At 45.5% G+C, this 26,217-nt stretch carries 20 protein-coding genes and 1 tRNA gene; 4 read left to right on the top strand and 17 right to left on the bottom strand.

Annotation, left to right across the window (positions count from 1 at the left end; translation table 11 throughout):
• Positions 1 to 162: 162 nt before the first annotated feature.
• Both NFR55_RS02330 and NFR55_RS02325 read left to right on the top strand, forming a co-directional pair.
• A complete protein-coding gene (locus tag NFR55_RS02330; RefSeq protein ID WP_251545838.1) occupies positions 163 to 1,152 on the top strand; it encodes a LacI family DNA-binding transcriptional regulator in 990 nt (329 codons plus the stop codon).
• A gap of 266 nt (positions 1,153 to 1,418) precedes the next feature.
• A tRNA-Arg gene (locus NFR55_RS02325) sits at positions 1,419 to 1,494 on the top strand.
• 53 nt (positions 1,495 to 1,547) lie between these two features.
• On the opposite strand, the gene NFR55_RS02320 is transcribed toward NFR55_RS02325, so the two are convergent.
• From NFR55_RS02320 to NFR55_RS02265, 12 genes are all read right to left on the bottom strand, one after another.
• Positions 1,548 to 2,225, bottom strand: a complete 678-nt coding sequence (locus tag NFR55_RS02320) for a GIY-YIG nuclease family protein (protein ID WP_251545836.1) — start codon at positions 2,223 to 2,225, stop codon at positions 1,548 to 1,550.
• A 195-nt stretch (positions 2,226 to 2,420) separates the two neighbouring features.
• On the bottom strand, positions 2,421 to 3,047 hold the full coding sequence (locus tag NFR55_RS02315; RefSeq protein ID WP_251545834.1) for a hypothetical protein: 627 nt from the start codon (positions 3,045 to 3,047) through the stop codon (positions 2,421 to 2,423).
• A complete protein-coding gene (locus NFR55_RS02310) occupies positions 3,047 to 4,465 on the bottom strand; it encodes a tyrosine-type recombinase/integrase (RefSeq protein ID WP_251545832.1) in 1,419 nt (472 codons plus the stop codon). Before NFR55_RS02310 ends, NFR55_RS02315 begins: the two co-directional genes overlap by 1 nt.
• A 9-nt stretch (positions 4,466 to 4,474) precedes the next feature.
• Positions 4,475 to 4,648 (bottom strand): hypothetical protein, encoded by a 174-nt coding sequence (locus tag NFR55_RS02305; protein WP_251545830.1) that lies wholly within the window; start codon positions 4,646 to 4,648, stop codon positions 4,475 to 4,477.
• Positions 4,649 to 4,794: 146 nt separating this feature from the next.
• Positions 4,795 to 5,079, bottom strand: a complete 285-nt coding sequence (locus NFR55_RS02300; protein ID WP_251545828.1) for a hypothetical protein — start codon at positions 5,077 to 5,079, stop codon at positions 4,795 to 4,797.
• 127 nt (positions 5,080 to 5,206) lie between these two features.
• Positions 5,207 to 6,295 (bottom strand): relaxase MobL, encoded by a 1,089-nt coding sequence (gene mobL, locus NFR55_RS02295; RefSeq protein WP_275556901.1) that lies wholly within the window; start codon positions 6,293 to 6,295, stop codon positions 5,207 to 5,209.
• A gap of 310 nt (positions 6,296 to 6,605) precedes the next feature.
• A complete protein-coding gene (locus NFR55_RS02290) occupies positions 6,606 to 7,265 on the bottom strand; it encodes a hypothetical protein (RefSeq protein ID WP_251545826.1) in 660 nt (219 codons plus the stop codon).
• Positions 7,266 to 7,793: 528 nt separating this feature from the next.
• Positions 7,794 to 8,135 carry a hypothetical protein gene (locus NFR55_RS02285; RefSeq protein ID WP_251545824.1) on the bottom strand — a complete coding sequence of 114 codons (342 nt, stop codon included), beginning with the start codon at positions 8,133 to 8,135 and terminating at the stop codon, positions 7,794 to 7,796.
• The gene (locus tag NFR55_RS02280) at positions 8,132 to 9,235 is read right to left on the bottom strand and encodes a hypothetical protein (protein ID WP_251545822.1); all 1,104 of its coding nucleotides are present in this window, start codon (positions 9,233 to 9,235) and stop codon (positions 8,132 to 8,134) included. The genes NFR55_RS02285 and NFR55_RS02280 overlap by 4 nt, the downstream gene beginning before the upstream one ends.
• A 271-nt stretch (positions 9,236 to 9,506) precedes the next feature.
• Positions 9,507 to 10,322 (bottom strand): DNA adenine methylase, encoded by an 816-nt coding sequence (locus NFR55_RS02275; RefSeq protein WP_251545820.1) that lies wholly within the window; start codon positions 10,320 to 10,322, stop codon positions 9,507 to 9,509.
• A gap of 332 nt (positions 10,323 to 10,654) precedes the next feature.
• The gene (locus NFR55_RS02270; protein ID WP_251545818.1) at positions 10,655 to 11,821 is read right to left on the bottom strand and encodes a competence protein CoiA family protein; all 1,167 of its coding nucleotides are present in this window, start codon (positions 11,819 to 11,821) and stop codon (positions 10,655 to 10,657) included.
• A gap of 72 nt (positions 11,822 to 11,893) precedes the next feature.
• Positions 11,894 to 13,192 (bottom strand): ATP-binding protein, encoded by a 1,299-nt coding sequence (locus NFR55_RS02265; protein WP_251545816.1) that lies wholly within the window; start codon positions 13,190 to 13,192, stop codon positions 11,894 to 11,896.
• 365 nt (positions 13,193 to 13,557) lie between these two features.
• On the opposite strand from NFR55_RS02265, the gene NFR55_RS02260 reads away from it, so the two are divergent.
• The gene (locus NFR55_RS02260) at positions 13,558 to 13,782 is read left to right on the top strand and encodes a hypothetical protein (RefSeq protein ID WP_251545814.1); all 225 of its coding nucleotides are present in this window, start codon (positions 13,558 to 13,560) and stop codon (positions 13,780 to 13,782) included.
• Positions 13,783 to 13,955: 173 nt separating this feature from the next.
• Here NFR55_RS02260 and NFR55_RS02255 read toward each other — a convergent pair whose 3' ends face one another.
• Positions 13,956 to 14,876, bottom strand: coding sequence for a carbohydrate kinase family protein (locus NFR55_RS02255; RefSeq protein WP_251545812.1), 921 nt, complete (start codon positions 14,874 to 14,876; stop codon positions 13,956 to 13,958).
• Entirely contained in the window at positions 14,870 to 17,962 is a 3,093-nt protein-coding gene (locus tag NFR55_RS02250) for a glycoside hydrolase family 32 protein (protein WP_251545810.1), read from the bottom strand. The genes NFR55_RS02255 and NFR55_RS02250 overlap by 7 nt, the downstream gene beginning before the upstream one ends.
• Before the next feature lie 111 nt (positions 17,963 to 18,073).
• Here NFR55_RS02250 and NFR55_RS02245 point away from each other — a divergent pair, with 111 nt between their 5' ends.
• Positions 18,074 to 19,045, top strand: coding sequence for a LacI family DNA-binding transcriptional regulator (locus NFR55_RS02245; protein WP_251545808.1), 972 nt, complete (start codon positions 18,074 to 18,076; stop codon positions 19,043 to 19,045).
• A 48-nt stretch (positions 19,046 to 19,093) separates the two neighbouring features.
• On the opposite strand, the gene NFR55_RS02240 is transcribed toward NFR55_RS02245, so the two are convergent.
• Genes NFR55_RS02240 through NFR55_RS02230 form a run of 3 tightly spaced genes read right to left on the bottom strand, consistent with a single transcriptional unit; the run spans position 19,094 to position 26,217 of the window.
• The gene (locus NFR55_RS02240; RefSeq protein ID WP_251545807.1) at positions 19,094 to 23,962 is read right to left on the bottom strand and encodes a hypothetical protein; all 4,869 of its coding nucleotides are present in this window, start codon (positions 23,960 to 23,962) and stop codon (positions 19,094 to 19,096) included.
• 3 nt (positions 23,963 to 23,965) lie between these two features.
• Complete coding sequence (locus NFR55_RS02235) at positions 23,966 to 25,297, bottom strand: glycoside hydrolase family 32 protein (protein WP_251545805.1); 1,332 nt, start codon at positions 25,295 to 25,297, stop codon at positions 23,966 to 23,968.
• Positions 25,298 to 25,329: 32 nt separating this feature from the next.
• Positions 25,330 to 26,217 (bottom strand): carbohydrate ABC transporter permease, encoded by an 888-nt coding sequence (locus tag NFR55_RS02230; RefSeq protein ID WP_251545803.1) that lies wholly within the window; start codon positions 26,215 to 26,217, stop codon positions 25,330 to 25,332.

The raw sequence follows: 26,217 nt of genomic DNA, 5'->3' as shown, positions 1-26,217 counted from the left end.
GAATTTTGTCAATGATTTTTAGCTAATTTTTTTCATATATTTTTGTAATAAGCTAAATATTTGCCCGAATTTTATTCGAAAACGCAAAAAAGGCTCTTTATCCTTGATTTTTTTCGAGCCTTTTGATATAATATTAGCAATCCCCCACGGAGTAATTAGGTAATGAAAAAAGTTTCAATGCAAACTATTGCCAAAAAAATGGGTGTTTCTACCGTTACCGTTCACAAAGCGCTCAACAATCAGCACGGCGTGAGCGAAAAAACACGCAACGAAATCATCAAACTTGCATGCGAAATGGGTTACAAAATGCCCGATAGATTAAAGCCGCGCTGTTTTATTTATTTGATACACAAAAATTTTATCCTCAGCCGCGACGAACAGTTTTATTCCGAAATTTATCAGCACCTTAATATGGAATGTTTGAAACTCGGCGCAACGCTCGAGCTCGTGGTGCACGATATTCCCACCACCACTTTCGGCACGCTCAAGTCTATCGACGCCGAACGCGGCATTTCGGGCATTTTCGTTTCCGGTCAGCTTTCCTACGAAATGCTCAACGGATTGCGGAAATTGCAGAACCCCGTTGTGTGCATAGATTTCTATTCTTCCGACTATCCGTTCGACTATATATACGTAGACAATTATTATGCCGGCTATTCGCTCACAAAATATCTCATTAAAAAAGGGCACACCCGCATAGGCTTTATAGGCGATATATCTTTCTCCAACTCGATTGCCGACAGATACTTCGGATATTTGCGCGCACTCAACAAGTATCGCATTCCGCACGACGAAAGCCTGCATGTAAACGCCAACATAGAACACTCGCCCTACGAAATAAATTTCGACAACCTTCCCACCGCATTTATATGCCACTGCGACAAAGCCGCCGCCGCGCTCTACGATATTTTGCACGCTCGCGGTTACGAAATCCCACGCGACGTTTCGGTAATAGGGTTCGACAACACCGCTTTATGCGAACGTCTTTCTCCACGCCTTACGAGTTTCGGCATAGAAAAAGGAGTGTACGCGTCCATGGCTCTCGGCGCAATGCTCAACCGCATCAACAAACGCGACGAAGTAAATTACACCAAACTCAACCTTCGACTTTACGAACGCAACTCCGTGAGCGACTCTCAATCCGCCGACTAATCCCCCCCCCCTCATAAGACTTGACTATTTCGCTCCCGCGTGATACAATACTTACGCATAGTTTTTCCCGCTCTTTGCGCCCGTGGTGGAATTGGATACCATAAAGGCCTCCGACTTTCCGCGGCTACGCAGGCATTTTCCGAAAAAATTACTATATATAGTGGGTGTAGGTAATTTTTTCGGAACAAAAACCACAATGCATAAAAATTTTACACCCGAATTTACACCCTAGCGCATAGCTTACAAGCTCTCCGCAAAAACAATCTGCGCCTGTAGTCTAATTGGATAAAACGTCGCCCTCCGACGGCGATGTTCCGAGTTCGAGCCTCGGCAGACGCACCAGTGAACAAAGAAAATGGCTGATACAATCATGTCAGCCATTTTCTTTTTGTCATTTAACTGCATTTCAACAAAACCAATTTTTCCAGTCTGTGAACAAGTTGATATAAGGTATCATTTTGTCCCTTTTCTACTGTTTCGCCAAGGTCTTTCAAAGCTTGTGCCACAATTTGCTTTTTTGACGGCTTTGAGAAATTCGGCACTTCCTCACCCGACACTGCATCAACAATCATCAAAGTTCCCTTTTCGCTCGCCTTGGATATGTATCGCTTCCCTGTAAGGCTAGACGAAAATTCTATCTCCTTGAAATGATGATTATGTAAAATAGTATCCCGATTCTCTTCTGCAAGTTCCTCTTCAGCTTCTTCTTTGAACGATGCTGTCCACAAGTGCAGTCTATCGCTTGTGCCACTTATTTCCGCAATAGCCTCAAAAATGCCGTATGCGGTTTCTTTGGTCATTGCGAAAAACTCCCTTACACGTTGTTTTCCGTCAATTTCATCCCTGCTTCTCAAATCAGGATTTAAATTATCAATTATAGAATGTAGTTTGAGGTCTTCCAATTCTTCCAAAACATCGTATGTAGCATATATCCGGAATGCAAACGGCGTAGATGATGATGCATTGAGATTTTTTACTCTCTTCCTTACGTCCTTGGCATAACCAATTTTTACATATTCAGGAAATGACGGATTCGTTAATATATAAATTACACCTTGGAATATCTTGTCCATCGTTACTTATCTCCATTTTTCGGTAGTTTTAGACTGCCATTTGCCGTATGTTATAGCCTTATTATATCACGGATTTCAAATTTTCACAATTAGATAATACGCCAAAATTACTTTAATATAAATTACTCATTCTATTATTAAATATAAAGCAACAGCGGGCAGATTTCTCTACCCGCTGTAAACTTTTTATAACGGCTATTGATTTGGTGCGCAACCTAATATTTTATAAACTTCCCTTTCAAGTTGGTCGTAGTTGATAATCCAACGGTGTCCGTTTTGGATTTTGAATACGTTATCAGATTGAAATGCTTTTTCTACAATGCTCATAGTTACGGGTATATCTTGATGCAAATACCCAAACCGTCGCACCGTGTCGTCATGCCACCGTAAACGCGGCATATCAGCACGGCAATCTACGCCGCGGGGATTTAGTCGATGCATAAGTTCATCGCCGTCTATGAGCCAACGCCCAAGCGAGGAGACGAAATACCACCCACCTTGTTCTTTAATGAATAGACGCAAGTTCAGTTTGCGGATTATCGTATCCGGGTCTTCCGCTTTGAACGTTCGCCATATATCGCCGCTCTTTTGAATGTTGCGTTTAGGCGGTGGCATATACGGTTTGTCCTGAAAAGGCTTGCCGCCCAAATACCCGTACAGTTCATCAATATTCACCACCCAAGCGTCGCCGTATTTGAGCGGCGTTATTTTTCCATCTCTCAACAGCTTGGTTATAAAGAACCGCGAAATCACCGTATCGGAATCGGATTGCTTCATCTCTTTCAGAACGGCGTCTATCTTACGCAATCTCGGAATGTACATCAGCCCTCCTGCACAGCACGCGGAATAAAAATATCTTCTATCGCTGTTGCCGCCGCCTCGTCGCTTGTTCTTATGAAATGGGAATAGATATCACTCGTGGTGCTTACGCGCGAATGACCTGCTCTGCCTGCAACCGTCGTAAGCGGTACGCCCGCCGCAATCTGCAAGGTAATATTCGTATGACGCAAACTGTGAAGCGTAACGTCGGACAAGTCAGCTTTTTTGAGCATCTTCTTTAACCAGAAGTGTATCGTACTCGGATTGATAGGCTTGCCGGTTTCCTGCACAAACAGTCTGTCCGAATTTTCCCATTGGTCGCCCCAGTTCTCACGCTGTGCGTCATACCAAACCTTGTATTCTTTGAGTTGCTCGGTAAGCAATTCTGAAATAGTTATTTTGCGAATGGAACCTTCTGTTTTCGGCTCTTTAGTGTAAATGCCTCTCGTGGTTTTGCTATAACAGCCAGTGCGGTTTACGCTAAGCGTATGAAGCACAAAGTCTATATCTTTCCATTCCAGTCCCGCAAGCTCGCCACGCCGAAGTCCCGTCATGAGCGCAAGCATAATTGCCGTCTTGGCGCGAATATCATCGTACTCCATAATCACGCCGAATAGTTCCTTTGCTTGTTGGTCGTCAAGATACTTAATATTGCGTTTAGGCTTTCTGCCGTAGGAAACGTAATCAGCCGACGCAAAATTATCTTCCACAAGCCGTTGCCGCTTCGCCATAGCAAAGATGCACCTCGTAGCGCGCTTTACTCTTGCAATAGTTGCCGCCGCATAGGGACGCACCGTCTTTTCAATCTTAAAGATTTTGTTTATATCTACACGCAATACTTTTGCCATGCAGCTTGCATATTCCATGCTGACCGACTTTCCGCCTATTAAGTGTACGAGCGAACAAGTATTTAATTTGTATTGGGTGCGGAATTTATTATACGATATACCGCTACGTTCAAGCACTTCCTTAAATGCAGGCTTCGCCGTTACAGTGTAAGTGGTATATCTTTCGCTGTCTAACTTATCGAAAAAGTCCTGAATGATATACGGCGTGACTTCGCGTATTTTATATCCGCCGATATAACGATTCATCCACGCCACAGCGCCAACGCCTATTTCATAATACCCCACGGAAAAGTCGTGCTGCACACGCTCAAGCCACTTTTCCGCCATTTCCGCCACCGTTACGTTATAATCGGGAATATCCGGCAGGCTGCTCGTAAACATGCGTTTAATATCTTCCTCGAACTTTTCCGCCACTCGCGCACATTCTCGCTCGGCTTGCTTTTCCGTCATAGGATATTCGGAACGCCATGACATAGTCTTTGTGACAGTTTTATTTTGACTGCGGTCTTTTACCTTTACCTGAATATCGTAAGTAAAACCGTTTTTCGTTTCTCTCTTTCTGAATGTTGCCATATTCCCTCCTTAGTTCATATTGAGTTCGTTTAATAAATCGTCAAAATTGAGAATGTATCTCGACCCAAAACAGAAGTGGCGTACCCTATCGCCGTCCAATAACTTACGAATAAAATTATACGTTACCGCCGTATCGGGATCTTGCTTTCTGATGAGCGCAAGCGCTTCGTTTATAGTTCTCATTCTTGCCAATTTGTTTGTAGTGTTTTTTATTTCCAATTCTGTTCTCCAAAAAAATTTTTGGAGTTCGGGAGTTCTCCGATTTTCTTATCTTTTAAGACCCGCTGTCTCGCCGCCGATATTTTTGATTTTCGGCGACGAAAAAGATATTATTTATCTTTCTTAAATTGTTCAAGCTCGCTTTCAAAGAAATCGTCATAACCATCCATGATTTTCGCAAGGGGTAAATCATGCTCGGCAGCTTCGTCTAATAATGCTTTATAGCCCGCCTCGATTAATTGTACCTTTGTATAGCCGTACTTTTTCAAAAACTCGTTTATTTGTTCGGCTTTCTCTCTCGGTACGCTCGTTCCCCAAACCATGCACTTTGCCTTACGTTCTTCTTTATGACGCTCTTCGTAACGCTTGTCCTTAATTGCTCTTGTCTTTTCCATGTCAATTCCTCCGGAAATATTTGCGTCGTATGCATACGACTTTCTATATTTTTATTATAGCGTGAGGCAAGGAAAGAGTCAAGCAAATTTATGATGTTAATACGACTTTTGCTTATTTTTTTACATGCTATTTCCCCCAATTCCATTTAGAATTTGTTTTAGCGCTTTCGGCTGTTTGTTCCTGTAAACGCTGTTCTTCGATTTCTTTCTCGATATCCTGCAAACGGTGGGAGAAGTCGCGTTCCAGCAATTCGCTTTGCTCACCGAAAGAAGAAAAGAGTTTACTTATTGTGCGCCCGAAAACCCGTGTACGAATTCCCGCTCGTCGCTTCAAATTTTTATCGTTTACTTTTCCCCGCGTGGTGCGTCTCGGCGTATAGGCACGTATCGTTCGCACAGCGTTCAAAACAATGTTTCCTTGTCGGCGTATGTAGTCAGCCTTTATATCCTCCAAGACGTTGTCCGCTTGTACTTTTTGCTTCAAATCTTCTAAGTCTTCGTGAAATTTCAGGTCGGCTTTTCGCGCCGGTTTGCTTGTCTGCAACAGTAGGTTGATGATTTTGTCTATGCGTGGACGAAACGGCTCCATATCCTTGTGCCCGTAAAAAATTTTTGCACCGATAGGCAAGTCCTTTGCAAGCGCCGTAATCTCACGGCGCGCCTCCTTTTCACAGAACCGCTCAAAGCCGTGCGTTACGGATAATTCTTTCAACTGCCGCAACGCTTCGTCGCGCGAATGATAGATATGTTCGTCCGTTAAAAACAAGTTTAACCGCTCGTGCATTTTGTCTATCACGGCTTGCGGAATCTTGCCTTTGTGCCGATACTCGGTTAGCTTTTTACGATACTTTTGTTTCGGCTCCTTCTCCCAGAACTCAAAGTGAATATGTAAATTCTTTGGTCTGTCCAAATGTAAGGCGCATATTAGGTCGATATTCTTCGGGTCGAAACCAATATCGCGAAAGAAAGAATCGAACGTGCGTTTTATTAAATGAATACACTTTTCGGGACTGTCTATCTTGTGAGAATTTTCTTCGTCCACCGAAATAAAACCGTGCCATAAATTCTTTTCGCCCGTCTGCGCTCGGACTTTCATTCGTTCCAATTCTTCCGCCGATATCATACCGTTTTTGTTGAAGATACCCGTGCATTTTTGAAAGTAGTCAATAGCGGTAATTTTGCCCGCACGTTTGCTTTCGGTTGCTATGTACTTCAAATGATTTTCTCCGCCCGACAAGTCATAAAACGCTCTGTCCGATTGGTGCTTTACAATATCTTGTTCGGTTGCGTTTTTGGGCAATCTGTAAGGCGTGTATTGAATGTTAAAAACTATCGGTTGATTTGCTATAAGTTGTTTCTCCTATAAGTTAAAATTTATTTGCTTAGGTCTTCGTCGAGGGCGGGTTTCCCGTCTCGCATTCGGCTACGCCCGAATAGGGTTTTGCATCAAAAAATGCAAAACCCTTATCCTGCCTACTTCGTCCCACGTTTTAATACCGATTTTTTGGCTATTTGCTTCTCAAAAGTTACACACTATTTGCACGTTTATAATCCTCGAAAGCGCGGTATATATTGCGCCCTTCCATCGGCAGATTAGCTTTAAAAAACGCATATACTTTGGCTAAATCAATGCCGCGCAAATACTCGTCCTTGTTATATAATTCGCCCGATAAGTGAAAGTCAGATTTTATCTTTCCGAGCGTAACAGCGGGAGTAGGCTTTTCCGATTTTCCGCCGATTGCGCCGACTTTCTTTCTCGTTCTTGCAAGCGACAATTTCCGTTTGGCAAGCGCGAAGTATGCGTCAACAGGCGGTTTCAATTTCCGTTCCGTACCGTCAAATATGTAGTCGCAAATCGTTTTTACGTACTGTCCGCTTTCCGCTTCGGTTATCAGTTTGACAGCCTTGTAGTACGTATCGAGAAAAGTGAAGTGCCGCATTTTGCGGTTGAGCGTTTTGGGGATTCTGCCGCTTAATTCGCACTGCTTGTCCTCGTCAAGCACGTCTACAATGTTACTCCAAAAGTAGTTTTCTTTGTCGTCCTGCGGCTCGGTTATAGGCTCGTCCGTAAACATATACTTGCAGATATTCCGTATCAATCTGCCCGCCGCACTGTCGTCCGACTGTTTGATTAAATCCCAATACAAGTCGTAAAAGGTAAATTGTGTAAGTTGTTTCTGTTCCATTATTCCTCCATAAAGTTTTATTTGTCGCAAGCATTTATAGACCGCTTGCAAGTCTTTATCTCAGCGCATACGCATCACCTCCTCGTCGAAATTTACTACGCTTAAAGCAATTTACGCTTTGCGCAAATTGCAATTTCGCTCCGTAATTTCTCCTCTTCCCAAAAAGTTCTTCGATACTTTTTGGGAGCCCTAAAAAATAAATTTGAAAGATTTTATCATCAAGTCTCTTCAATAAACATATAGAATGGAATTGTACAGAATTTTGTCATAATGCTTTTTTGCTCGCATGTAACAAGCCCCTTCACTTGGTAGGCGGCTTCACTCGCAAGTACAGAAAAATGACATAAAAAAGGACGGTTGCTTCTCTTAGCAACCGCCCTTAAAGGGAGTATTCAGTTATTGTTTTTATTCTTCGTCTACGGTACAGCCTTCGCCGATACGCACAACTTTATTCCAATATGTACACCAACACGTCCACAAATCATTTGTCCTTTGGCAATAGGGACAATTACTGCAAGTATAGTTCATTTACAACTCCTTCGCCCAAACATCCATTCGCGTTTGTCTGGCAATTTCTTCGTTGTCAAACGGATCGGTTGATATTTTTATATCGTAAACTTCGACAAAAATAAATTCGTAATTTTCATAACCGGCTACGCTGCCGCATATGCATCCGCTATACAAATGCTTGCGCTCGTAGTCCGAATAATCTTCCGTTTCACAGATAACACTTTGTACAAGAGATACAATTCCGACTTTGCCGAGTTTCTTATGCCCGTTGCAATATATGTAGCCACGTTTTTCCAATTTGGAGTCGATTGCTGTCTTGTCTGCAAGTTTTACAATTTCCGTCAATTCTTCTTTTGTCATTCTTCATCTCCGAAATTTTTACTAAGTCTACATTCACCGTCGGCGGCATCTCGCGCTTCCAAATTCTCCGCAAGTGCCGCGATCAGTTTCTTCTGAATATAGTCCGCGCTACCGCGATTGATACCGTGTTCTTCCGCATACTTGCGCAAGGATTTCCCTTCGTAAAAGCGCTCTTTGAAATAATCGCAAAACTCTTTCAGCGTCGTTTTCAAGCAACTGTTTATAAACAGCAAATCTTCTTTCAAAGCAATATAATCGTCTTTGTTTCTAACGCCAACGAGCTTTTTCGTCTTTTGACAAAGCTCGTAAGTGCGCAAATCTATTGCATAATGCGTACATAAATCTTTGGCGTAATCGGTATATGTGGTCGCCGTTCCGCGATAGCGGATTTTATCTTCTTTTTTCTCTTTGCGAATGGGAGTGCGGTAACCGTCGTTTTCTAACATCTCGCAAGTAAGCTCTCCCGCTTTCTCGCGCTTTGTGTCGCGGAAATACTTTTTTATCTGTTTGCCGTTATAATCAACCTTCGAGCAAAACGCTTCCATTGTAAGCGTAAAGTATCCGTTTGCCTTTCCGTCGTCATGTCTGCAAATAACGATTTCCCGACGCGTTTCAAAATCACGCACCACATCTACAACGTAAAACGGCATACCGTCATAGCGCTTGTAATATCCCGCAAATATGCGCCGCTTGGGACGCGGCTGTTCTTCCCCGTCCACAAAAACGGTAATGTTAGTGGAGTGTAGTAAGATATCGGAATAATACCCGTCATCTGTCTTCAATTCCACGTACATTTCGTCGTAATGGTCGCACGTTCCGTTCGCCCTATGGCATTTTCGTTCTGTGAAATATGCAATGTAGTAGGCAGTATAAGTGTTGCCGTTTACAAAGTCTTTCGGATTCGGTTCGGTATATGCGCACGCGCCATCAACAATACAATATTCCTCACCGAGCGCACCCGTGTTATACTTGATAGAAAAATCTTCGCCACTTGCCGAAAACTTAACAGCTTGTCCCTTCTCGTTGGTGAACGTAACGCTTTTGCCGTCCACAACCACGACGACTTCTTTATCTTGTATGGGTTTATAAATATTTCTCATTTGAGAACTTACTCCACCGTTAACTTGTTATTAGCTTCAATTCAAAAATTTATAGTGCCATTTATAGTGTCATAAATGGCACTATAAATGGTAACACCTATGATGACATTTCTGATTACATTTACCGTACCAACCAAGCAATCCGTCATTTACTACGACGTTTACACCGACAAAATTTGCAGTATCATTTTGAGTATCATTTACAGTGTTATTTTATAATCCTGCAAATACAAATTAATTTAATCCCTGCCTATTTGGTAGTAATATATCATTACACATTTTTTATGAGCAGTTCTTTTCCCATCTTTGCCCTTCCCGCAAAGTGCATTAAATTTATTTGTTCCGGTTGATATCTTTCATACAATTGACGTATTATCTGACAATCATCATATGTCATAATCCATTGCGCATTTGCCATATGTTGCTGTATATGCTGAGCAAGATTTACATGATCTTCTTTAGAATAATAATTCCTATACAATACTGGTCCCTTTTTGACATATGGCGGGTCAAAATTTACAAACAGCTGACCTGCTCGTGGCAATACTATCCTGTCAATAAACTCAATTGCATCATAGTTATACACTTCAACTTGATTACGATATTGTCCTAGCATCTCAATTCTATGAGCAAGATCTTCTCGATTGTATCTACACCCCAAGGCATATTTACCATCCTGTTTTCTTCCACCAATCGGCCCCCCACTTAATACGCCAGAATAGTTGGTTCGATTTAAGAAAAACGCTGAAAATCCAAGTTCAAGCACTGTAGCTTCATTATCATAATTGTATATATTTTTTTGCACGTCCCAATTTTCAAGAGTAATATCTGTACTCCTAATTAATTCAACAAAATTTTGTGTATCAAAAAAAACACAGTGCCAGAATGCGTATATATGCCTATCGGCATCATTTATTATAATGCTATCCACATCATGATTGGTCAAAAGACGTATGCCTATACCAAAACCACCTGCAAACGGTTCAACATATGTACGATTCATAAAATTACCGTCTTGCATAATTTGTTTGACTATATCGTATAAACGTCCTTTGCCTCCAGGATATCGTAAGGGAGAACTAATCATATTGCCTCCAAATTATTATTATAACAGTGAAACAAAGTCTGCCAAGCCTTTTGTATTTTATTTTTTAATTCTCATTAGAGTTTCAGGCAACCAATCGGATATATCATGACTCGAAATATATATATCTTTCTCTGTATCATTATGCTTATGTAGCAGCGAGGGTATGACATTTAGTTGTTGCGTTTTATAAACAATACTACTGCCATTGTATGTTATTGTTTCGCCATAATCCTCTAACAATTTTACCAGTGGGGACAATTCTTTTACTTGTTGTTCTATAGAGCTTACCGTCGGTTCCTCGCCATTCTTTACCCAATTAAGTAACTGAATACCTAGATGTCTATTGAACAACTGATGATTCCGCTGATTCCAAAAGTTATCCAAACAATTTTTGCATAATATTGAGCCGAGTCTATGGATACCTCTTTACAAATTACAGTTTCAATGCGCAATGCATTATATATAGGCTCACTTGACTCCACAAATACGCATCTAATGTTTTTCAATTCGCCACTAATTGTTAATCCTCTATCAAAACAAACGTAATAAACATCATCCTCAAATGTTAGACTGTCAAAATTGATATTTTTGCCAGATTCAAGTTCAATATTTGACATTACACATAAATTATTAGAGTTGGCTTCAAAGTAACCATTGTTATTTTTTACCGGAGGCCATAATATGCCAAACTGCTCTCGAACTTCTTTTAAATTATACCCTTGACTCTCACAAATCTCAATTGTCTTATCGTTATATTCTTTGATTTCCACAATATATAAATCGTATGTTGACACTGTGGTAATAGACTGAATTATATGGTATATATCTCTTAAAGGTGAATATTTTGGCACAACCAACACATATCGTTCCCCGATATATAAACTTTGTGTCAAGCTGTCTTTTTCAATCTGTCGTGCCCATATTGAATCGTCATCTGATTCAGCTTCATTGATGCGATAATATGTTGTATTATTTGCACATGAAATGGTTTTTTCTGTATTGTTGATACTAAATAACACATCTTTACAACCAATATTTAAGGGGAAACTCCCTTGGTGATTTGCTGAAAACTGCGCATGATTTATAAGGCGTGTTTCATTGAACGGACGTTCATTCGCCCAATACGATAATTTAAACGTAGCTTGTTGCGATTCATAATCAATTAAATCCTCTTCTGAAAAAGTAATTGCAATATAGAATTGAAAGAAATTATTTTTGACATTAACACACATAGCAAGGTTATCTGTTGCAAGCTGACTTCTTTTTATATTTCCAATATTGTAGCTTCCACTAAAAGGAATGTAAAGTTCACAATCTTGTGATTTTTTGCCACTTTTGTGTCTAAAATGAGCAGTTCTATACCGATCTCCAGCGCTTTCACGCACAAACTTTACTGGTTCTTTACAACAGGGGCACAGCAATTTCTCCAACCATTGATTTCTAGGATTATAATCATCTGCCCAAATTATTTCATTTTCTTTATTGATAGCATATTTCATTTTCTGATGTCACTCTTTATTCCTTATGCCATTGTTGAAAGCAATTATTATGGATTAAAATCTGTTACTTTTTTACAGCTCCATAGCACTTTCATCTAACAAAAATTGTTCAATGCCCATGTACAAGACGCCTTTTTCGTCGTGCCATGGAATAATATCGTCTTTGACTACGACTATCTTTTTGAACGAATCGTCAATGCGGTTAAGAGAATTAGTTTCTTGTAAACGTTTTTCCGTCGTGCCGACATATAACGCTGATTGAATATAATAACGCCTGTCCGCTTGATTGGCAACGAAATCCACCTCGAGCTGTTTGCGCTTGCTTTTGCCGTCTTCGCCGCGATAATTATGCTCCACAATACCTATATCCACGTCGAACTCCCGAACAAGAAGCTCGTTGTAGATAATGTTTTCCATAATATGCGTTTCTTCCGTCTGACGGAAATTGAGCCAAGCGTTGCGAAGTCCGATATCCGAGAAATAATATTTAAGAGGCGCGCCGATATATTTTCTGCCCTTCACATCATAGCGCCTTGCCTTATACACAATAAAAGCGTCTACAAAAAAATCAAGATATTTGGAAATTGTTTCTTCGCTTATTTTTTTGTTTTTTACACTCAAAAAAGTTTTTGCTAGATTTGAAGGACTTGTAAGCGAACCAACAGAAGAAGCTATCGTATTCATTAAATCTTCCAAAACAGACCTATCACTATTAATTTTATTGTGCGCCAGAATATCATCCAAGTAAATTTTTTGAATAAGTGTACGCAAATAATTACTTTTATCTGCGTGAGTTGCTTGATTTAAGATAAGCGGCATGCCTCCGTAAGTGTAGTAGTCCTTCCACGCCTCATGCTTATCGCCCTTGTAAGCGGAATAAAATTCTGCAAAGGAAAGTGGATTGACGCGAATTTCATCTCCCCTACCACGGAACTGTGTTAAGATATCTGTCGAGAGCATTTTGGAGTTGCTACCCGTGATATACAAGTCCACGTTCTTGATTTTCATCAGTCCGAGCACAACATCAACAAAGCCTATTTTAATTTCCACCGAATGAGCGTCCGGATTTACAGCTTCTTCTACCATCTGAATCTCATCCAAAAATACGTAGTACATTTTGTCTTTATCGACAATCTTACTACGGATATATTTGCCGAGTTCAAACGGATCTCGATACGTACTGTTTGCGTCGAGGTCAAGAGCCAACTCGATAATATGCTCGTCATCAACCCCGATGGAATTCAAATAGCTATGATATAATTCAAACAGCAAATAAGATTTACCGCATCTACGAACACCGGTGATTACCTTTACGAGGCCGTTCTCTTTTTTACGGATAAGTTTATCGAGATATCTTTTTCTCTCTATCATGTCAAAGCTCCTTTCGGAAAATTTGCGTATCGACGCAAAAAATCACAATGATAGTATAGCACAACCTCTCCGCATAGTCAATGACTTTTTCGGAAAATTTGCGTATTGCCACATATTTTTTGATTTTAGTCCGATAAAAGATAAATTCGGAAAATTTGCGTATTTACGCATTTTTATTTCACAAGATAGACCGCTGTTCAAAATCTACACCCTAATTCATAAATATACACCCTGAAAATCTACACCCGATATACACCCTGATGCTGTAAAAGTTATGAAAGGGTATAGATTTTATAAAAGCTATACACAATATATAGAAATGAAATAAAAGAAAAAGCACAATATAATGTGCTTTGCAAAATATTGTGGAAAATTTTGCTAACTCCGACGCCTTCGGTCCGAGTTCGAGCCTCGGCGGACGCACCATAACATGGGTATACGAATATCCCGACGAAAAAGAAACCGAGTTTTCGGTTTCTTTTTCTTTTGCGCTGTTTTTGTCTTCGCTCCCGTCATCGTCGCCGTTGCCGTCGGTCTCGGGAAAAACAAATTCAAAAGCAGTTCGTTTTTCTTCCCGCTTTTCAGATTGAAAATCACTTTTATTTTATAGTCGCACAGCACAACGCGATAAATAAACGCGTCAATCAATGCCTTGCGGTTTTCGCCTTCGAGTGGTCAAGCGTGCGGAAATGCTCTTACCGCTTGCGAATATCGTCATAAGTGTAATTGATTTGCAATGCCTTTTCGCTTGCAATCGTCGCGTTCAGTTAAGATATTTTTCTATTTCTTCCTTTGCGGGCAAACTGTTGAGTGCGCCGCGGGCGGTAGTGGCAAGAGCGCCCGCCACGTTTGCAAAGCGGAAAATATCGTATAGTTCGCTATCGGAAAGCGCGGCAAAATCTTTTCCGTCCAACTTACTCAAAAGCGCGCCGTAAAAAGCATCGCCCGCTCCCGTAGTGTCTACAGGTTTGACTTTTATGCTCGGCACCGTTCGCACTCTGCCGCCTATCGCATAAACGCTGCCATTGCCGCCCAATGTAACGCACACGAGTTTATCCGAACGCGACAACTTGTTTATTCCGTCAATCCCTTTCATGCCGGTAAACATTTCGAGCTCTTCTTCCGAATATTTCACTATATCCGCGGCTTCGGCGTATTTTGCGTATATCTTTTTTGCCACCCGACCGTCAGGAAAAATATCGTTGCGGTAGTTTATGTCAAAACTGAGTTTCTTACCGGCTTTCTTCACCGCGTCTACGGCTTTGTCGGCAAATGCGACGCCCTCGGGTTCGCTAAGCATAAGCGAACCGAGGTGCACGATATCCGCATCTTTTATATAAGCGAGCGTATGTTGTTGCAACTTATAATCGGCGGTCCCCTTTCTGTAAAAACAAAAACTGCGTTCCCCGTCCGCCGAAAGCTCCACAAATGCGAGCGTGGTATTCACGTCGGGAAGAACGGAAATATCCGCAAGTTCCAACCCCTGCTCCCGTGAAAATTCCACCAGATACCTGCCTATAATGTCATCGCCGACACAGCCCGTAAACCCCGCTTTGCCGCCGGCGCGCGTACACGCGCAAGCCACGTTAAACGGTGCGCCGCCCGCATACCGTTCGTATGCAAGCGTTCCGTTCTGTTCTTTGCCTATCATATCCGCCAATATTTCGCCGTATACCGCTAACATGCCTTATTTTCTCCGTCTTTACGCTTTCTTGCCGCTATCCAATACGCCGTAAAAGCTATTGCAACGCAACCTACCGCCGCTATCGCTATCACGCTTATCGCCATACCCGTTTTATCCACCGGTTCGGGCGGCACTATTTTGTAACCGAACACGAAATCGACCGCGCCGCTGTCAGTAAAAATCCGCACGGTATGGTCGCCCTCGCTGAGCGCGGAAATTATGCCGCCGCCTATCGTAAGCGCGGAATTTTCGAAAACATATTCCACGTCTTTTCCGTCTATCATTACGTTCTTTATATTCGCCATTCCGAGCGACACCGCGAGCGTAAGCGCGTCGCCGTTGCCGAGCGTGCGGTAACTGTCGTAAATCTGCACCGCAGAATAAGTATAGAGAGTAAATGCGGAGGTTTTACCGTTTTCGAAACATATAGTGAAATCGTATTTGTTGCCGCCGACAAGCGATGAAATATAGCTTGACGCAAGCGACAACACTCCGCCCTCCACCGTGTAATCATCGGCAGTAAGATACGTCTTATCGGTAAGATTACGCACCGTAAAAGCCGCGTCTCCCACGTTTTCACGCACCGACTCGCCCGCGCCGTAGATAGAAGCAATGCGAATATCGTTAAAAGCGAATTCGCCGTTGTATACGTTCAACCCCAAATGCCCGCCTTCATACAGTCCGTGATTGGCAACTATCACCGTTTGTCCGTTCACCGCTATATTGATTTCGCCGTTGTATACCGTAACTTTGTAGTTTACCGGCTCGCCCCGCCTGAGCGCAAGCGGATACGTAGCGATTGATTCGCCGCCGCTCATCCACAGCTTGACTTCACGCGCCGCATAATCGTAATTGGCACAATAATACGTGTGGTAATTATCTCCTGCGGCAAACATAAATCCGAATGCCGTTGCACCGTTACTCCGCGCCGTAACCGTAGCGGAGAGCGAAAAGTAAGTGTATTTATCTTCCGAATATATAAATCCGTCGCCGCTCGCACTTCCCACAAATCCTTTGTCGCGCGTCCACTTGCCCGCGTATACGTTTGTAATTTCCAAATCGGAATCGACTTCTCCCGAAAGCACGGCTACTTTTATTTGCTTCTCTTTATCGTTATATTTTACCGTAACAACCGCATTCCCCGTTTTAAGTGCGGTTATCGCAATACTTCCGTCGGTGCGCTTTTCCGCCGATACGACGTCGCCGTCCGCCGCGCAGGTCACGTCGGATAATGAAAATGTGGGGTTGGGCGAGCAGGCAAGCACCGTAAGCGTGTCGCCTACATAAATCGTTTCTTCGCTTGCGCTTATATAGAAAGAATCGAATTCGCTTTTTGCATCCTCATTATTCCAAATTCCGTTTAATGCGTACACGGTCACGCTTGCGGTAATTTCGCCGTTGCTCGTAAGCGACATGCCGTTACTGTACAGCGACGGGAATATCGCCACATTGGCGCTCGCCTCACCTTTACCGCCCGACACGAACAGATTGCCCCAATCGAGATAAGCATGAATGCGCACTTTGCCGTCATGCGGAGCAAGCGGAGCCGAATACGGAACACTGTATCTTGCCGTATCCGATGCCGCCAGCGAAGAATTGCCGCGATATACCGTAAGAATTTGATTTTGAATATCGTACAGTATATCGGTATGCTCGTATTCGGAAACGGCGAGCCGTAACTTCACCTCGGTAGCCGTAGTATTGGATACGTCGAGCACCGCATCGATTTCGGCAAGCGAAGCACTCACTCCGCTCAAAATATTTTCTTCGCTTACGGTCACGCTTTCGTTATTGTATAAAGGTTCGCCTTGTCTTAATGCCGAATATTCGCTTACCGGATTACGCGTAAGCGCCAATTCTCCGTTGATTTCTTCGAGCGCAAGCTCGTACAGCATGGTCATGCCGCCGTTCCAGTTGTCGCGCAAGCCTCCGCTTCCCATTTCGGCGTAATCGTCCGCAGTCTTCCAACTTGCGGCCCAACTCACGCCTATTCTGCGCCCGTTCGGCACGTTATTGAAAGTCTGCACCGCATAGCTGTCCAAACCGAAAGAAAATTTGCGCAAGGTTTCGCCATCGTAGGCGGAAAACAAACCGTTTTCGTTGCATGTGCCGAGCACGTAATATTCGTTTGGATACTCATGCGTTTCTCTTGTTGTGCCGTTGTATTCGTGGGATTGCGCTTTATCCTCCGGCGACATCACAAGCACCCAAGTTTGTTCGCCGTAAACGCCCCGCAATCCCGCGGGTGTTTCGAGCGGAAATAAATCGGGACATTCGCCCCAAAAACCGGTAGTGCCCACATAGTCCCAATCGAGCAAATTATCGGACGCGAACTGCACAATCTCGCCGCCGCCCACCGTCATCATCCATTTGCCGAGCCCCTCATGCCAAAACACCTTGGGGTCGCGGAAATCGCCCGGATATTTCAAGCCTATATTTTGTTTATCGTCGCCTTCTCCCACCGTAAGATTGTTTGCCGTTTTGAGAACTTCGCGGAACTCGGAATGTTCGAACGTTTCTCCGTCGGGCGAATATGCCACGGTTTGGCGTTGGTCGGTCGTTCCCTCCGCGTCCGCCTCGGCATCACGCTCCTCGGCGGTCTTGGGCTGTGTGAACACGGCGTAAAATCCCGCTTTGTTTTTATATCCGCGCGACTTATGTTCTTCCGAAACATACACTGCGCTTCCCGAAAAAATCGGACCGGTGGGCACCGTCTTATCTTTCAAATAGGCTTCATCGCCGGCCCACAGCGGCGTGATAGCCACGCCGTGCTCTTGCCAATGCACCAAATCTTTGCTCGTTGCGTGCCCCCAGTGCATGGCGTCCCACCTGTTGCCCGTCACCGCGTATTGATAATACATGTGATACGTGCCGCTCTCGCCGTTCGCATTCGGCACGTACAACAAACCGTTAGGGTCGTTGTTCCAATGCTCGTTCTGCGTATAGGCAAGTTGAGGGCGGTATTGCTCGATATGCGGCGACGCGACTACTTCCGCCGCAAAAGCCATCGCGGGCAATGCCGCCGCTATACAAGCGGCTACTGCCAAAGCAAGCAACACAACCGTAATGCGTTTTTGAATTTTCATGCTAAGCTCCTCCGTTTTATAAATAGACAAATTTGTTTTAATATGTTATAATCTATTCAAAGCTGTCAAACGATTGCTTGAAATGTAACAATCATTTATAAGGGATGAATTATGTCAAGTATCAAAGACGTAGCACGTATAGCCGGCGTTACTCCCACCACCGTATCGCGCGTGCTCAACAATCGCGGCTACATCAGCGAAAACACACGCAAGCAAGTATACGAAGCGATGCAACAGCTCAATTACCAACCCAACCGCATAGCCCGCTCGCTTCAAAGCAGTAAGTCCGATATTATAGCTATTTTGGTTCCCGACTCGGGTTCCATGTTTTACAGCGGACTTATAAGTCAAGTGGAATGGCAATGCCGTATCCGAGACAAGCGTCTGCTCCTTTGCAACAGTTACACCGACCCCAAACTCGAGCGGGAATACATACGCATACTCAACGGGCAGGGCGTAGACGGTCTTATCGTTTGCTCCCACACTCTCGATATAGAGCATTACGAGCACGTTCCCTTTAAGCTCGTTACATTCGACCGAATTTTGCAGAGCGTCCCCCTCGTCGCGTCGGATAATTTCGAGGGAGGGCGACTTGCCGCCAAACGGCTCATAGACAAAGGGTGCACCCGCCTTTTGCACATCTCCGGCCCGCTCACCAACGCGCGTCTTGCAGGGCATAACCGTTATCGCGGTTTTGCCGAATACTGCAATAACTGCGGAGTTAAATACGAGCTGTTCCAAACCGACGACAAATTCGGCTTTTCGTATTACAACTCTTTCGTATCCGACCGTCTCTCGGGCAAACTCGGCGCGTTCGACGGCGCGTTTTGCTCCAATGACATGCTTGCATACGCACTGTACCGCCACGCGGTATCTCAAGGCATACGCGTTCCCGACGATTTGAAAATCATAGGTTTCGACAACTCGCAGTTCGTGCGTATTCTCGCAGACCCGAAAATTACCGTAATCGCGCAAGACGAAGCCGCCATTGCCGAAGCCCTTGTAAAAAACGTACTTTCACCCGAATCCGCGCCGCCTATCACCACCGTGCCGGTGCGTTTGGTAGAGGGTACTACCGCTTGATACTTGCATTTCAATGTGCTCTTTCGCCGCCTTTATCGGGCGGCTTTTTTATGCCGCCGAACTCGGCTGCGCCGAAAGATACATAAGCATATTCGATACGGGACCTTCGAAATGAATCGCAAGGCTTTCTCCCGCTTGTAAAGTTATTTCGCGGCGAATCTCGGAGCCACCACCGAAGAACCCGAGTTCGGTATAATCGGAAGCTTCTCCTTTCTTTTCATAAAACCTACCGTTGCCGCGCGTACCCGACAAATTCCCCTCGAATACATACGTTCCGCTTTGCATTGCCGTATACACGATTGCAACACCGCCGTTTGATGAAACAAGCACTTTGCCTTCGCTGGAATTTTGTACCGTAACTCCGTTTCCCGAAAATTTACCGTTTTCAAGCGGAATGTTTTTAATATCTTTTAATTTAGAAGGGGAGGCGCTCCACTCTATTTCCGCAGAGACTACAGTCCAACCGTTGTTGCCTTGCAAAATCTCCGCCAATTGAGCGCTTTCGAGTTGTGCAATCGCAGTCTGCAGAGCCGTTTCCGCCCTGTACATTTCGCCCGCCGTAGCATTATCTTTACTCAGTACGCTTTGCGCCGCTTCTTTTGCCGCAGTCAACGCGTCAAACGATGCTTCGGTGTAGTCCTCCGCATTGAGCGCGGCGGCATTTGTTACAAGCGTGGTAAGCGACGTTTTATCGATAGTAACAACGTCGGTAGCCTCTATCGAACAGTCAAGCGTCATAGCGGAATGATTATCGAACACTATAAACATGACCATTTCGCCGTGTGCGAGCGCCATATTATTGACGGCAAATTCATTACTGTCGGCAAAGAAACTTTCGTGTATACGCTCGTGATTTCCGTTATTGCGCCACACGAATACGCGAATACATCTGTTGCGCGTATCGTCTTTTTGGTCTTTAACGGTAACCGTGCCTCTTACGGATAAGGTGACGTTGCCACCGTAATTGCGCCACATATACGCAACTTCGTTACCGTAAATATTACCGCTCTCGTCGATTGCGATATCGCCGCCCGACTTCCAAACGTTTCCGTCTTTCGTAAGCTCGGTATATCCGGTGGGCTTTTGCGGGTCCCACTGCATACCGACCTTGGCGACAATCCAGCCGCAGTCGCCTTGTGCCGCTATGTTGTCGGTCATGTTGTCGGCTACGCTTACCGCCACATTCGCTCTCGCCGCCGCAAGAAAGTCTTTGGCTTCGGTAAGTTGTTCGCTTGTTGCTCCCTCGTTTGCGAGTGTGTTGCGGGCAACCGAGAGCGCGGACTTAAACTCTTGCACCTTGCCTACGAGCGAGCCAAGATTTTCCAAATGCTTCACTTCGTCTATATAGTTTTTCAGTTCTTCTCTCGCCGCCCTTGTATCGAGTTTTAAGCCGTTTAGCGCGGTTTCGAGAGCTTTCGTTGCCTCGGAAATTTCGGCGTACGACTTTTCGGATATGCTCGGCGCGAATTCGTTTGCCGCGTTCACCGCGGTTTTCAATGCCGCGAAACTTTCTTCGGTGTACGTGCCGTCGGAGTTGCCGCCGTTTGTTATTGCCCGCGCCGCATTAAGAGCGCCGTTAAACGCAGCCGTATCTACGATAACGCCGTTTTTCGTTGCCACTCTGATATCCGCGGTGCATTGCGGCGTACTGCCCGCAACGTCGCATAACACGAAAGCGATTTTCTCTCCCGCGTCAAGCGAATACGCGGCATTACGCAAAGATTTCTTACCCGCGGTTTCTGCGAATATTTCCTGTACTTTTTCTTTGCCGGTTCCGTTCGCGTTCACTATCCAAACGCGTAGCGCCGTAGGTTGCAATATATCGAACGAACCTTGTATGTGAACCGCTATTTTATTCGACGTATAATTTTCCCAAAGAATTGCGGCAAGATTGCCCGTCGCTTTTCCGTGCGCGTCGAATGACGCTCCGCCTCCGCTCCAACTTTCGCCGCTCTTGCCAAGGAGCGTAATTCCGTCTATGCGCTCGGGTCCCCAACCGTACGACGCGGTTGCGTATTTCCAGCCGTAATCGCCCTGCCGCTCGGTGTTGTAGTCGGCGGCATAGTCCGCTATAACGGGAGCCGAAGGGTCGAAAGGCACGGTGGAATTGCCTTTGCCTATCTTGATATGATAGTTGCCGTCGCTCTCGCCCGTACTTCTGCCTGCGGCGCGAACCGCAAGTATTATACAATCGCCGCTCTTTACCTCCGTTCCGAGAAGCGCGATATCCGCGCGTCCCGCGTCTTTCAAGAAAACGTCGTGTAAAAGCGTTCGGTTGCGAAACGCCTGAACTTGCACGTTTTCGGTGTGGCTTTCGTAATCGGCTACAAAATCTATATATCCGTCTGCGGGCGCTACCCATATAACGGCGGTAACGTAGTCTCCGCCCTGCTTCATATAGTCCGCCTTTATTTCAAGCGCGTCGTTGGCTTCGGGCGCTTTATGCTTGTATTCCCACGTTTCGCCGTTCGTGTTGTATTCGGTCATGGGCTTGAGCTCGTCGCCCGCCTTGCCGTAAGCATACACAAATCCGCATTTGCCCTGCTCGCCGAAAACGTCGCCGTTCATCTCAACCGACATTTCGCGTATGCCCGAAAATTCGATATTTTCAAACATCGGCACTATCTCGCTCACAACATTGCTTTGCACGGATACGGGCTTTGTATACGTGCCTATTCCCGCGGCAAAGGTATCTTTATTCCCCCCCCCGCGTATAGCGAGCACAATGTTGTGCGCGCCCGTCTCGGATACGAATTCACCGTACCGCAACGCAACGTCGAATTTCTCTCCCGCATTAAGTTTTACGGCGCCGCGAAGCGTAAGCAGTCTTGCGCTATTCGTTACAGCCGCCCGACCGCTTTCGCCCGCTTCGAATACCGGCTCTCCGATAATCTCTCCCGCGTAATACATAGTGGCGACATATTCGTATACGCCGCTTTCGCCCGCAGTATAACTCGCCGTTCCGTCGTTTGCTATTTCGGCTTTCGTTTCCGCCGCGAACGCGCGCTTGTCGGTCTCTACCGATACGTTCGTCCAAACTACGGCGTCTTCGTCCGACGTAAATTCCACGGTAAGTTTATCGCCCTTAACCGCGTATGCGGCAACGCTCGTTTGCGAAACTTTCCCCGCCTGCGTACCGTATTCTTTAAGCACGCTGTTTCCGAGTTTGATTTTCACGTTTACCGCCTTATCGGAACAAACCGCCGCGGTGCAACGCAGAAAATTATCTTCGGGCGAAACGTATTCCGCTCTCGCGGGCGCGGCCGAAGAAACGTTCAATTTGTTTACGTTGCCTTTTTTAGCCTCTCCGTTTTCGTAAACGGTAAAATCTCCGTATCCCGACGAAAGAGTATCGGCATAGTTTGACGGCGTATACAAGTGGAAATCTTTCATAGTAACGCTGCCGCCTTTGGCGAATACCGCGAGTTTTTTATTGCCGATATTGCGGATACGCGAAGAAAAAGCCACGCTGTCGTTTACGTATACCGTAACGGCGGACCCTTCGACCAACAGCGTTACGTCGTATTCTTCGCCGGCAATAAGCCTGATATTTTTACTGCAAAGTTCCTGCCGCCCCGCCATGGAACTGCGCATTTTGTTCGCATGCGGCACAAACGCAACTTCCATTATATTGGCGGTATTGGAACTTACGCCGAGCGCAAAACCGAATTCGGTCGTATCCGCGTCGAAACTCGCCGTGGCGTGAAGAAGATATTCGGGATATTCGGCGCTCACCGTATGATAGTCTTTGCTCTCGGCTATCATATCGAATCCGTTGTACGCTTCGAGCGCACCGTCCAATTTACGCTCGACCGAATAATAATTGCGCACCGATTGAGGTAAAGACGCGTTAAGACTGCCGTCTGCGTTCTGCGTAAGCTGATGCACTTGCAAGTTGCCGCCCCATAAATACTGCCAGCCTATGTTGGAGTTCTTTTGCCGTATCCAACCGGCAAGATAAGTATTCGCTCCGTCCTGTATGCTTTTGGCGGCGTAAAACGCGTGACTGTCGAGCGCCGCGTCGTAAACGCGCTCAAACGGTCCGTCTATGCCGTCGGAAACCGCATAAAACACTTTGCCCTGACTTCCGAGCTCGGCTTCCACCGAATTCGCTCCGTCGTTGCCGCCGTTCGACACGTCCTGAACCGAATAGGTGAGATACCACTTGTCGCCCATGCGGAACAGGTCGCTGCATTCGAGCACGTTCGCGCCGAACCGAGCGTCGGAATATATTACGCCCTCGTAGGTCACAACAGACAAATCGAGCGACACGGTAAACTTCGCTATAACGGGTTCGTCGCTTCTACGCGCCGAAACAAGCAAAACAAACCGCTCGTTTTCTTCGTCGTAATATGCCTCCGGGTCGCGCAAATCCCAACCCTCGAGGTCGCACCCGTTTACGTCGGCGGCTTTTATAATAAAATCGGTTACTTTTACGAAATCGTCTATGTTGCCGCTCGACTTGGCGAGCATGATTGCTTCGGGATTGTCTTTCTTAAATCCCGTATAGAAAAAGTAGTAGTCGTTGCCCGCTTTTACTATACTGCCGGTGCCTATCATGGCGTCTTGCGCGTTGGGCGCTCCCGCGGCAAGAACCTCTCCCTTATCTTCGAAATTGACGAAATCGGTAGTATCCGCACGGTAAACGGGGTGGCTGCCCGTTTCCGCAAGATAAAAGAAACTGTATATGCCGTCGTGATAATACGGCATAACGTCGCCTATGTTGATATCTCCGTTTTTGAAACGCGTTTTGTACCGCGCCGCGCTCTCCAACCCCGCCGCCGTTTCCTGCGACAGGTCTACGTCTCCGTACGGCAAATTGTCGGGCACGGCAATCTGCTTAGAACATGCAACGCATAAGCAACTCAATATCATGAGCGCAACTGCCGTTATCAACCATTTTCTTCCCTTATTCATATTCTATTCTCCTTTTATTTCAGCCGCTCGCATGGTAAATGCGCAAACGTTTAATACTTTTCCCTCTTTTACGGAAAGCAATTTGTTCGGCTTGTGATTGCGGTACATTCTCACGCTTACCGCCGCCACGTCGTCCACGAAAAATTCGGTAGCCGAGCCGTCCGCAAACACCTCTATCCTGTGCTTGTTGCCGCCGATGTAAATACGCTCTTCGGTTTCCACCGCATTTTGAAAACGCGATTTTCTGCCTATGATAATCTCCCCGTCGCGCACGCGCACGGTTATATATTCTCTGTCGCCTTCCGTAATGCGAACGCGGCAATCTCCTTCGGTTTCGAACAGTAAGTGAGCGTTTACGCCGTCGAAAACAACGTCGCCGTTCTCGAACGGCAACTCTTTGCCGTGCAACGAACAAAACCGTTCCACAGGCGCAAAATGCAAACGGTAGCGTTCGTCTATACGCACCTTTCTCGGCATTGCCAAGCAGCCGCTGTATGTGCCGTCGGGCGAATCTCCGTGTTTCAAATTTTCCTGCAACCAGCCGTAGAGCACAGCGCCTCCGTCTTCGTAAGCCGATAAATTGGTGGCGTAGTAGCAGTTGAGCGACCAATCCACAACGCCGCGATTGCGTTCCCAAAGTCTTGTGCCGTCGAAATCCCCCGCAACGTATTTTACTTTGCGGTCGGTAGTGCTCGAATATATAAGCGCGGCTTTTCCGTTTTCCACGAGCATGTTGGGGCATTCTATAACGAGGTCTTTTTCGGTAAGCAACACGTTCACGAATTCCCACTCTGTGCATTCCGCGTTTTTGGCGCGGTACAAAAGCACGCTGTGTTCGGCTCCGCCGTCTCTCCAACAAATCCCGCTCAGTAATAGATAATGCGCGCTGTTATACGAAAAAATGAACGGGTCGCGCCACTCGCGAACGGGAAAAGGTTGACTGCTCTCGTTCAAATCTTTGTCGTACAGTCGCTCGATACGCGAAAAATCCGCGGAGGCAAAAGCAAATCTTTGACGGGCGCGCTCCTGTATAGCCCAAGGCTCGTAGCCTATGGAAGTGTACGCCATCAAATATCCGTTGTCTTGCGGAAATACGCAACCCGAAAAACAGTACTGCTCGCCTTTGCACGTTTCGGGCGCAAGTTTAACGCCCTTGCGCTCCCAATTCACCAAATCGGAGCTGGTAGCATACGCCCAACATATATTGCCCCACGAACTGCCTTCGGGATTGTACTGATAAAACAAATGATATATTCCGTCACGATACACCGTTCCGTTCGGGTCGTTCATCCAATTTTTAACGGGTGCGAAATGATAAACGGGTTTATTGTGCATACATACTCCTTTGCGCCGTTCGGGCGACGATTTTACATATCTTTAATACCTTGCGTAGCTATACCCTGTATATAATACTTTTGCAAAAACAGGAAGAGTATCACTATGGGCAAGGTGCAAACCGTAAGCGCGGCCATAAACTGTCCGTAGTGCTCTGCGCGTGAATTGAAGTCGGCTATGGCTATCTGAATATTCCATAAATCCGAGTTCGTGAGCGTGAGCATAGGCCAATAATAATCGCTCCACTTACCGAAAAATTCGAGAATAAACACAGTGACGAACACGGGCATTGCCATGGGAAGCACGATACGGAAAAATACGGTAAGCGGTTTGCAACCGTCTATTTCCGCCGCCTCTATAACGGCGTTGGGAATGCCTGTAAAAAACTGCCTGAACATGAAGATGTAAAAGCAACTCATGGCGGAGGGCAGTATCACCGCAAAAGGAGTGTTTAGAAGTTGCAATTTGCTTACCACCATATAAAGCGACAGCGTTATGCCCTCAAAAGGAATGGTCAGCATTATTACTATAAACATTACCACGGCGCCGCGTCCGCGAAACGGAATTTTCGCAAGCGCATAACCGGCAAGCGAATTGACTATAAGCACAAGTACGACCGTGCCGAGCGCATACAAAAGCGTATTGAGCAAATACCTTACCATGGGTATACGCGTAAACACAGCTTTGAAATTATTCAGCGATAGCGTTTTGGGCAAAAATTCGGTTATAGACGTGATTTGACTGCCGAGCGCCTGAACGGGGTTAAACGCCGTTACGAACATCCACAAAAGCGGCGAGATAAACAATATGCCGAGAACTATGTTTATAATATACCGCACGGCAAGCGCAGCCGTTTTACGCGCCTTTGCGCCCGTACGCGGCGATTTTTCCACAAGAGGAAGATTAGACGTGTTTTCCAT

Source organism: Pumilibacter intestinalis, assembly GCF_943193005.1.
Taxonomy (GTDB): domain Bacteria; phylum Bacillota; class Clostridia; order Christensenellales; family Pumilibacteraceae; genus Pumilibacter; species Pumilibacter intestinalis.
This window is presented reverse-complemented; position numbering and strand designations above follow the sequence as displayed.

Bases quoted from the DNA above. Each gene is read 5' to 3' on its own strand.
- NFR55_RS02330 (WP_251545838.1), top strand. From the start codon at position 163: ATGAAAAAAGTTTCAATGCAAACTATTGCCAAAAAAATGGGTGTTTCT.
- NFR55_RS02320 (WP_251545836.1), bottom strand. From the start codon at position 2,225: ATGGACAAGATATTCCAAGGTGTAATTTATATATTAACGAATCCGTCA.
- NFR55_RS02315 (WP_251545834.1), bottom strand. From the start codon at position 3,047: ATGTACATTCCGAGATTGCGTAAGATAGACGCCGTTCTGAAAGAGATG.
- NFR55_RS02310 (WP_251545832.1), bottom strand. From the start codon at position 4,465: ATGGCAACATTCAGAAAGAGAGAAACGAAAAACGGTTTTACTTACGAT.
- NFR55_RS02305 (WP_251545830.1), bottom strand. From the start codon at position 4,648: ATGAGAACTATAAACGAAGCGCTTGCGCTCATCAGAAAGCAAGATCCC.
- NFR55_RS02300 (WP_251545828.1), bottom strand. From the start codon at position 5,079: ATGGAAAAGACAAGAGCAATTAAGGACAAGCGTTACGAAGAGCGTCAT.
- NFR55_RS02290 (WP_251545826.1), bottom strand. From the start codon at position 7,265: ATGGAACAGAAACAACTTACACAATTTACCTTTTACGACTTGTATTGG.
- NFR55_RS02285 (WP_251545824.1), bottom strand. From the start codon at position 8,135: ATGACAAAAGAAGAATTGACGGAAATTGTAAAACTTGCAGACAAGACA.
- NFR55_RS02280 (WP_251545822.1), bottom strand. From the start codon at position 9,235: ATGAGAAATATTTATAAACCCATACAAGATAAAGAAGTCGTCGTGGTT.
- NFR55_RS02275 (WP_251545820.1), bottom strand. From the start codon at position 10,322: ATGATTAGTTCTCCCTTACGATATCCTGGAGGCAAAGGACGTTTATAC.
- NFR55_RS02270 (WP_251545818.1), bottom strand. From the start codon at position 11,821: ATGAAATATGCTATCAATAAAGAAAATGAAATAATTTGGGCAGATGAT.
- NFR55_RS02265 (WP_251545816.1), bottom strand. From the start codon at position 13,192: ATGATAGAGAGAAAAAGATATCTCGATAAACTTATCCGTAAAAAAGAG.
- NFR55_RS02255 (WP_251545812.1), bottom strand. From the start codon at position 14,876: ATGTTAGCGGTATACGGCGAAATATTGGCGGATATGATAGGCAAAGAA.
- NFR55_RS02250 (WP_251545810.1), bottom strand. From the start codon at position 17,962: ATGAAAATTCAAAAACGCATTACGGTTGTGTTGCTTGCTTTGGCAGTA.
- NFR55_RS02245 (WP_251545808.1), top strand. From the start codon at position 18,074: ATGTCAAGTATCAAAGACGTAGCACGTATAGCCGGCGTTACTCCCACC.
- NFR55_RS02240 (WP_251545807.1), bottom strand. From the start codon at position 23,962: ATGAATAAGGGAAGAAAATGGTTGATAACGGCAGTTGCGCTCATGATA.
- NFR55_RS02235 (WP_251545805.1), bottom strand. From the start codon at position 25,297: ATGCACAATAAACCCGTTTATCATTTCGCACCCGTTAAAAATTGGATG.
- NFR55_RS02230 (WP_251545803.1), bottom strand. From the start codon at position 26,217: ATGGAAAACACGTCTAATCTTCCTCTTGTGGAAAAATCGCCGCGTACG.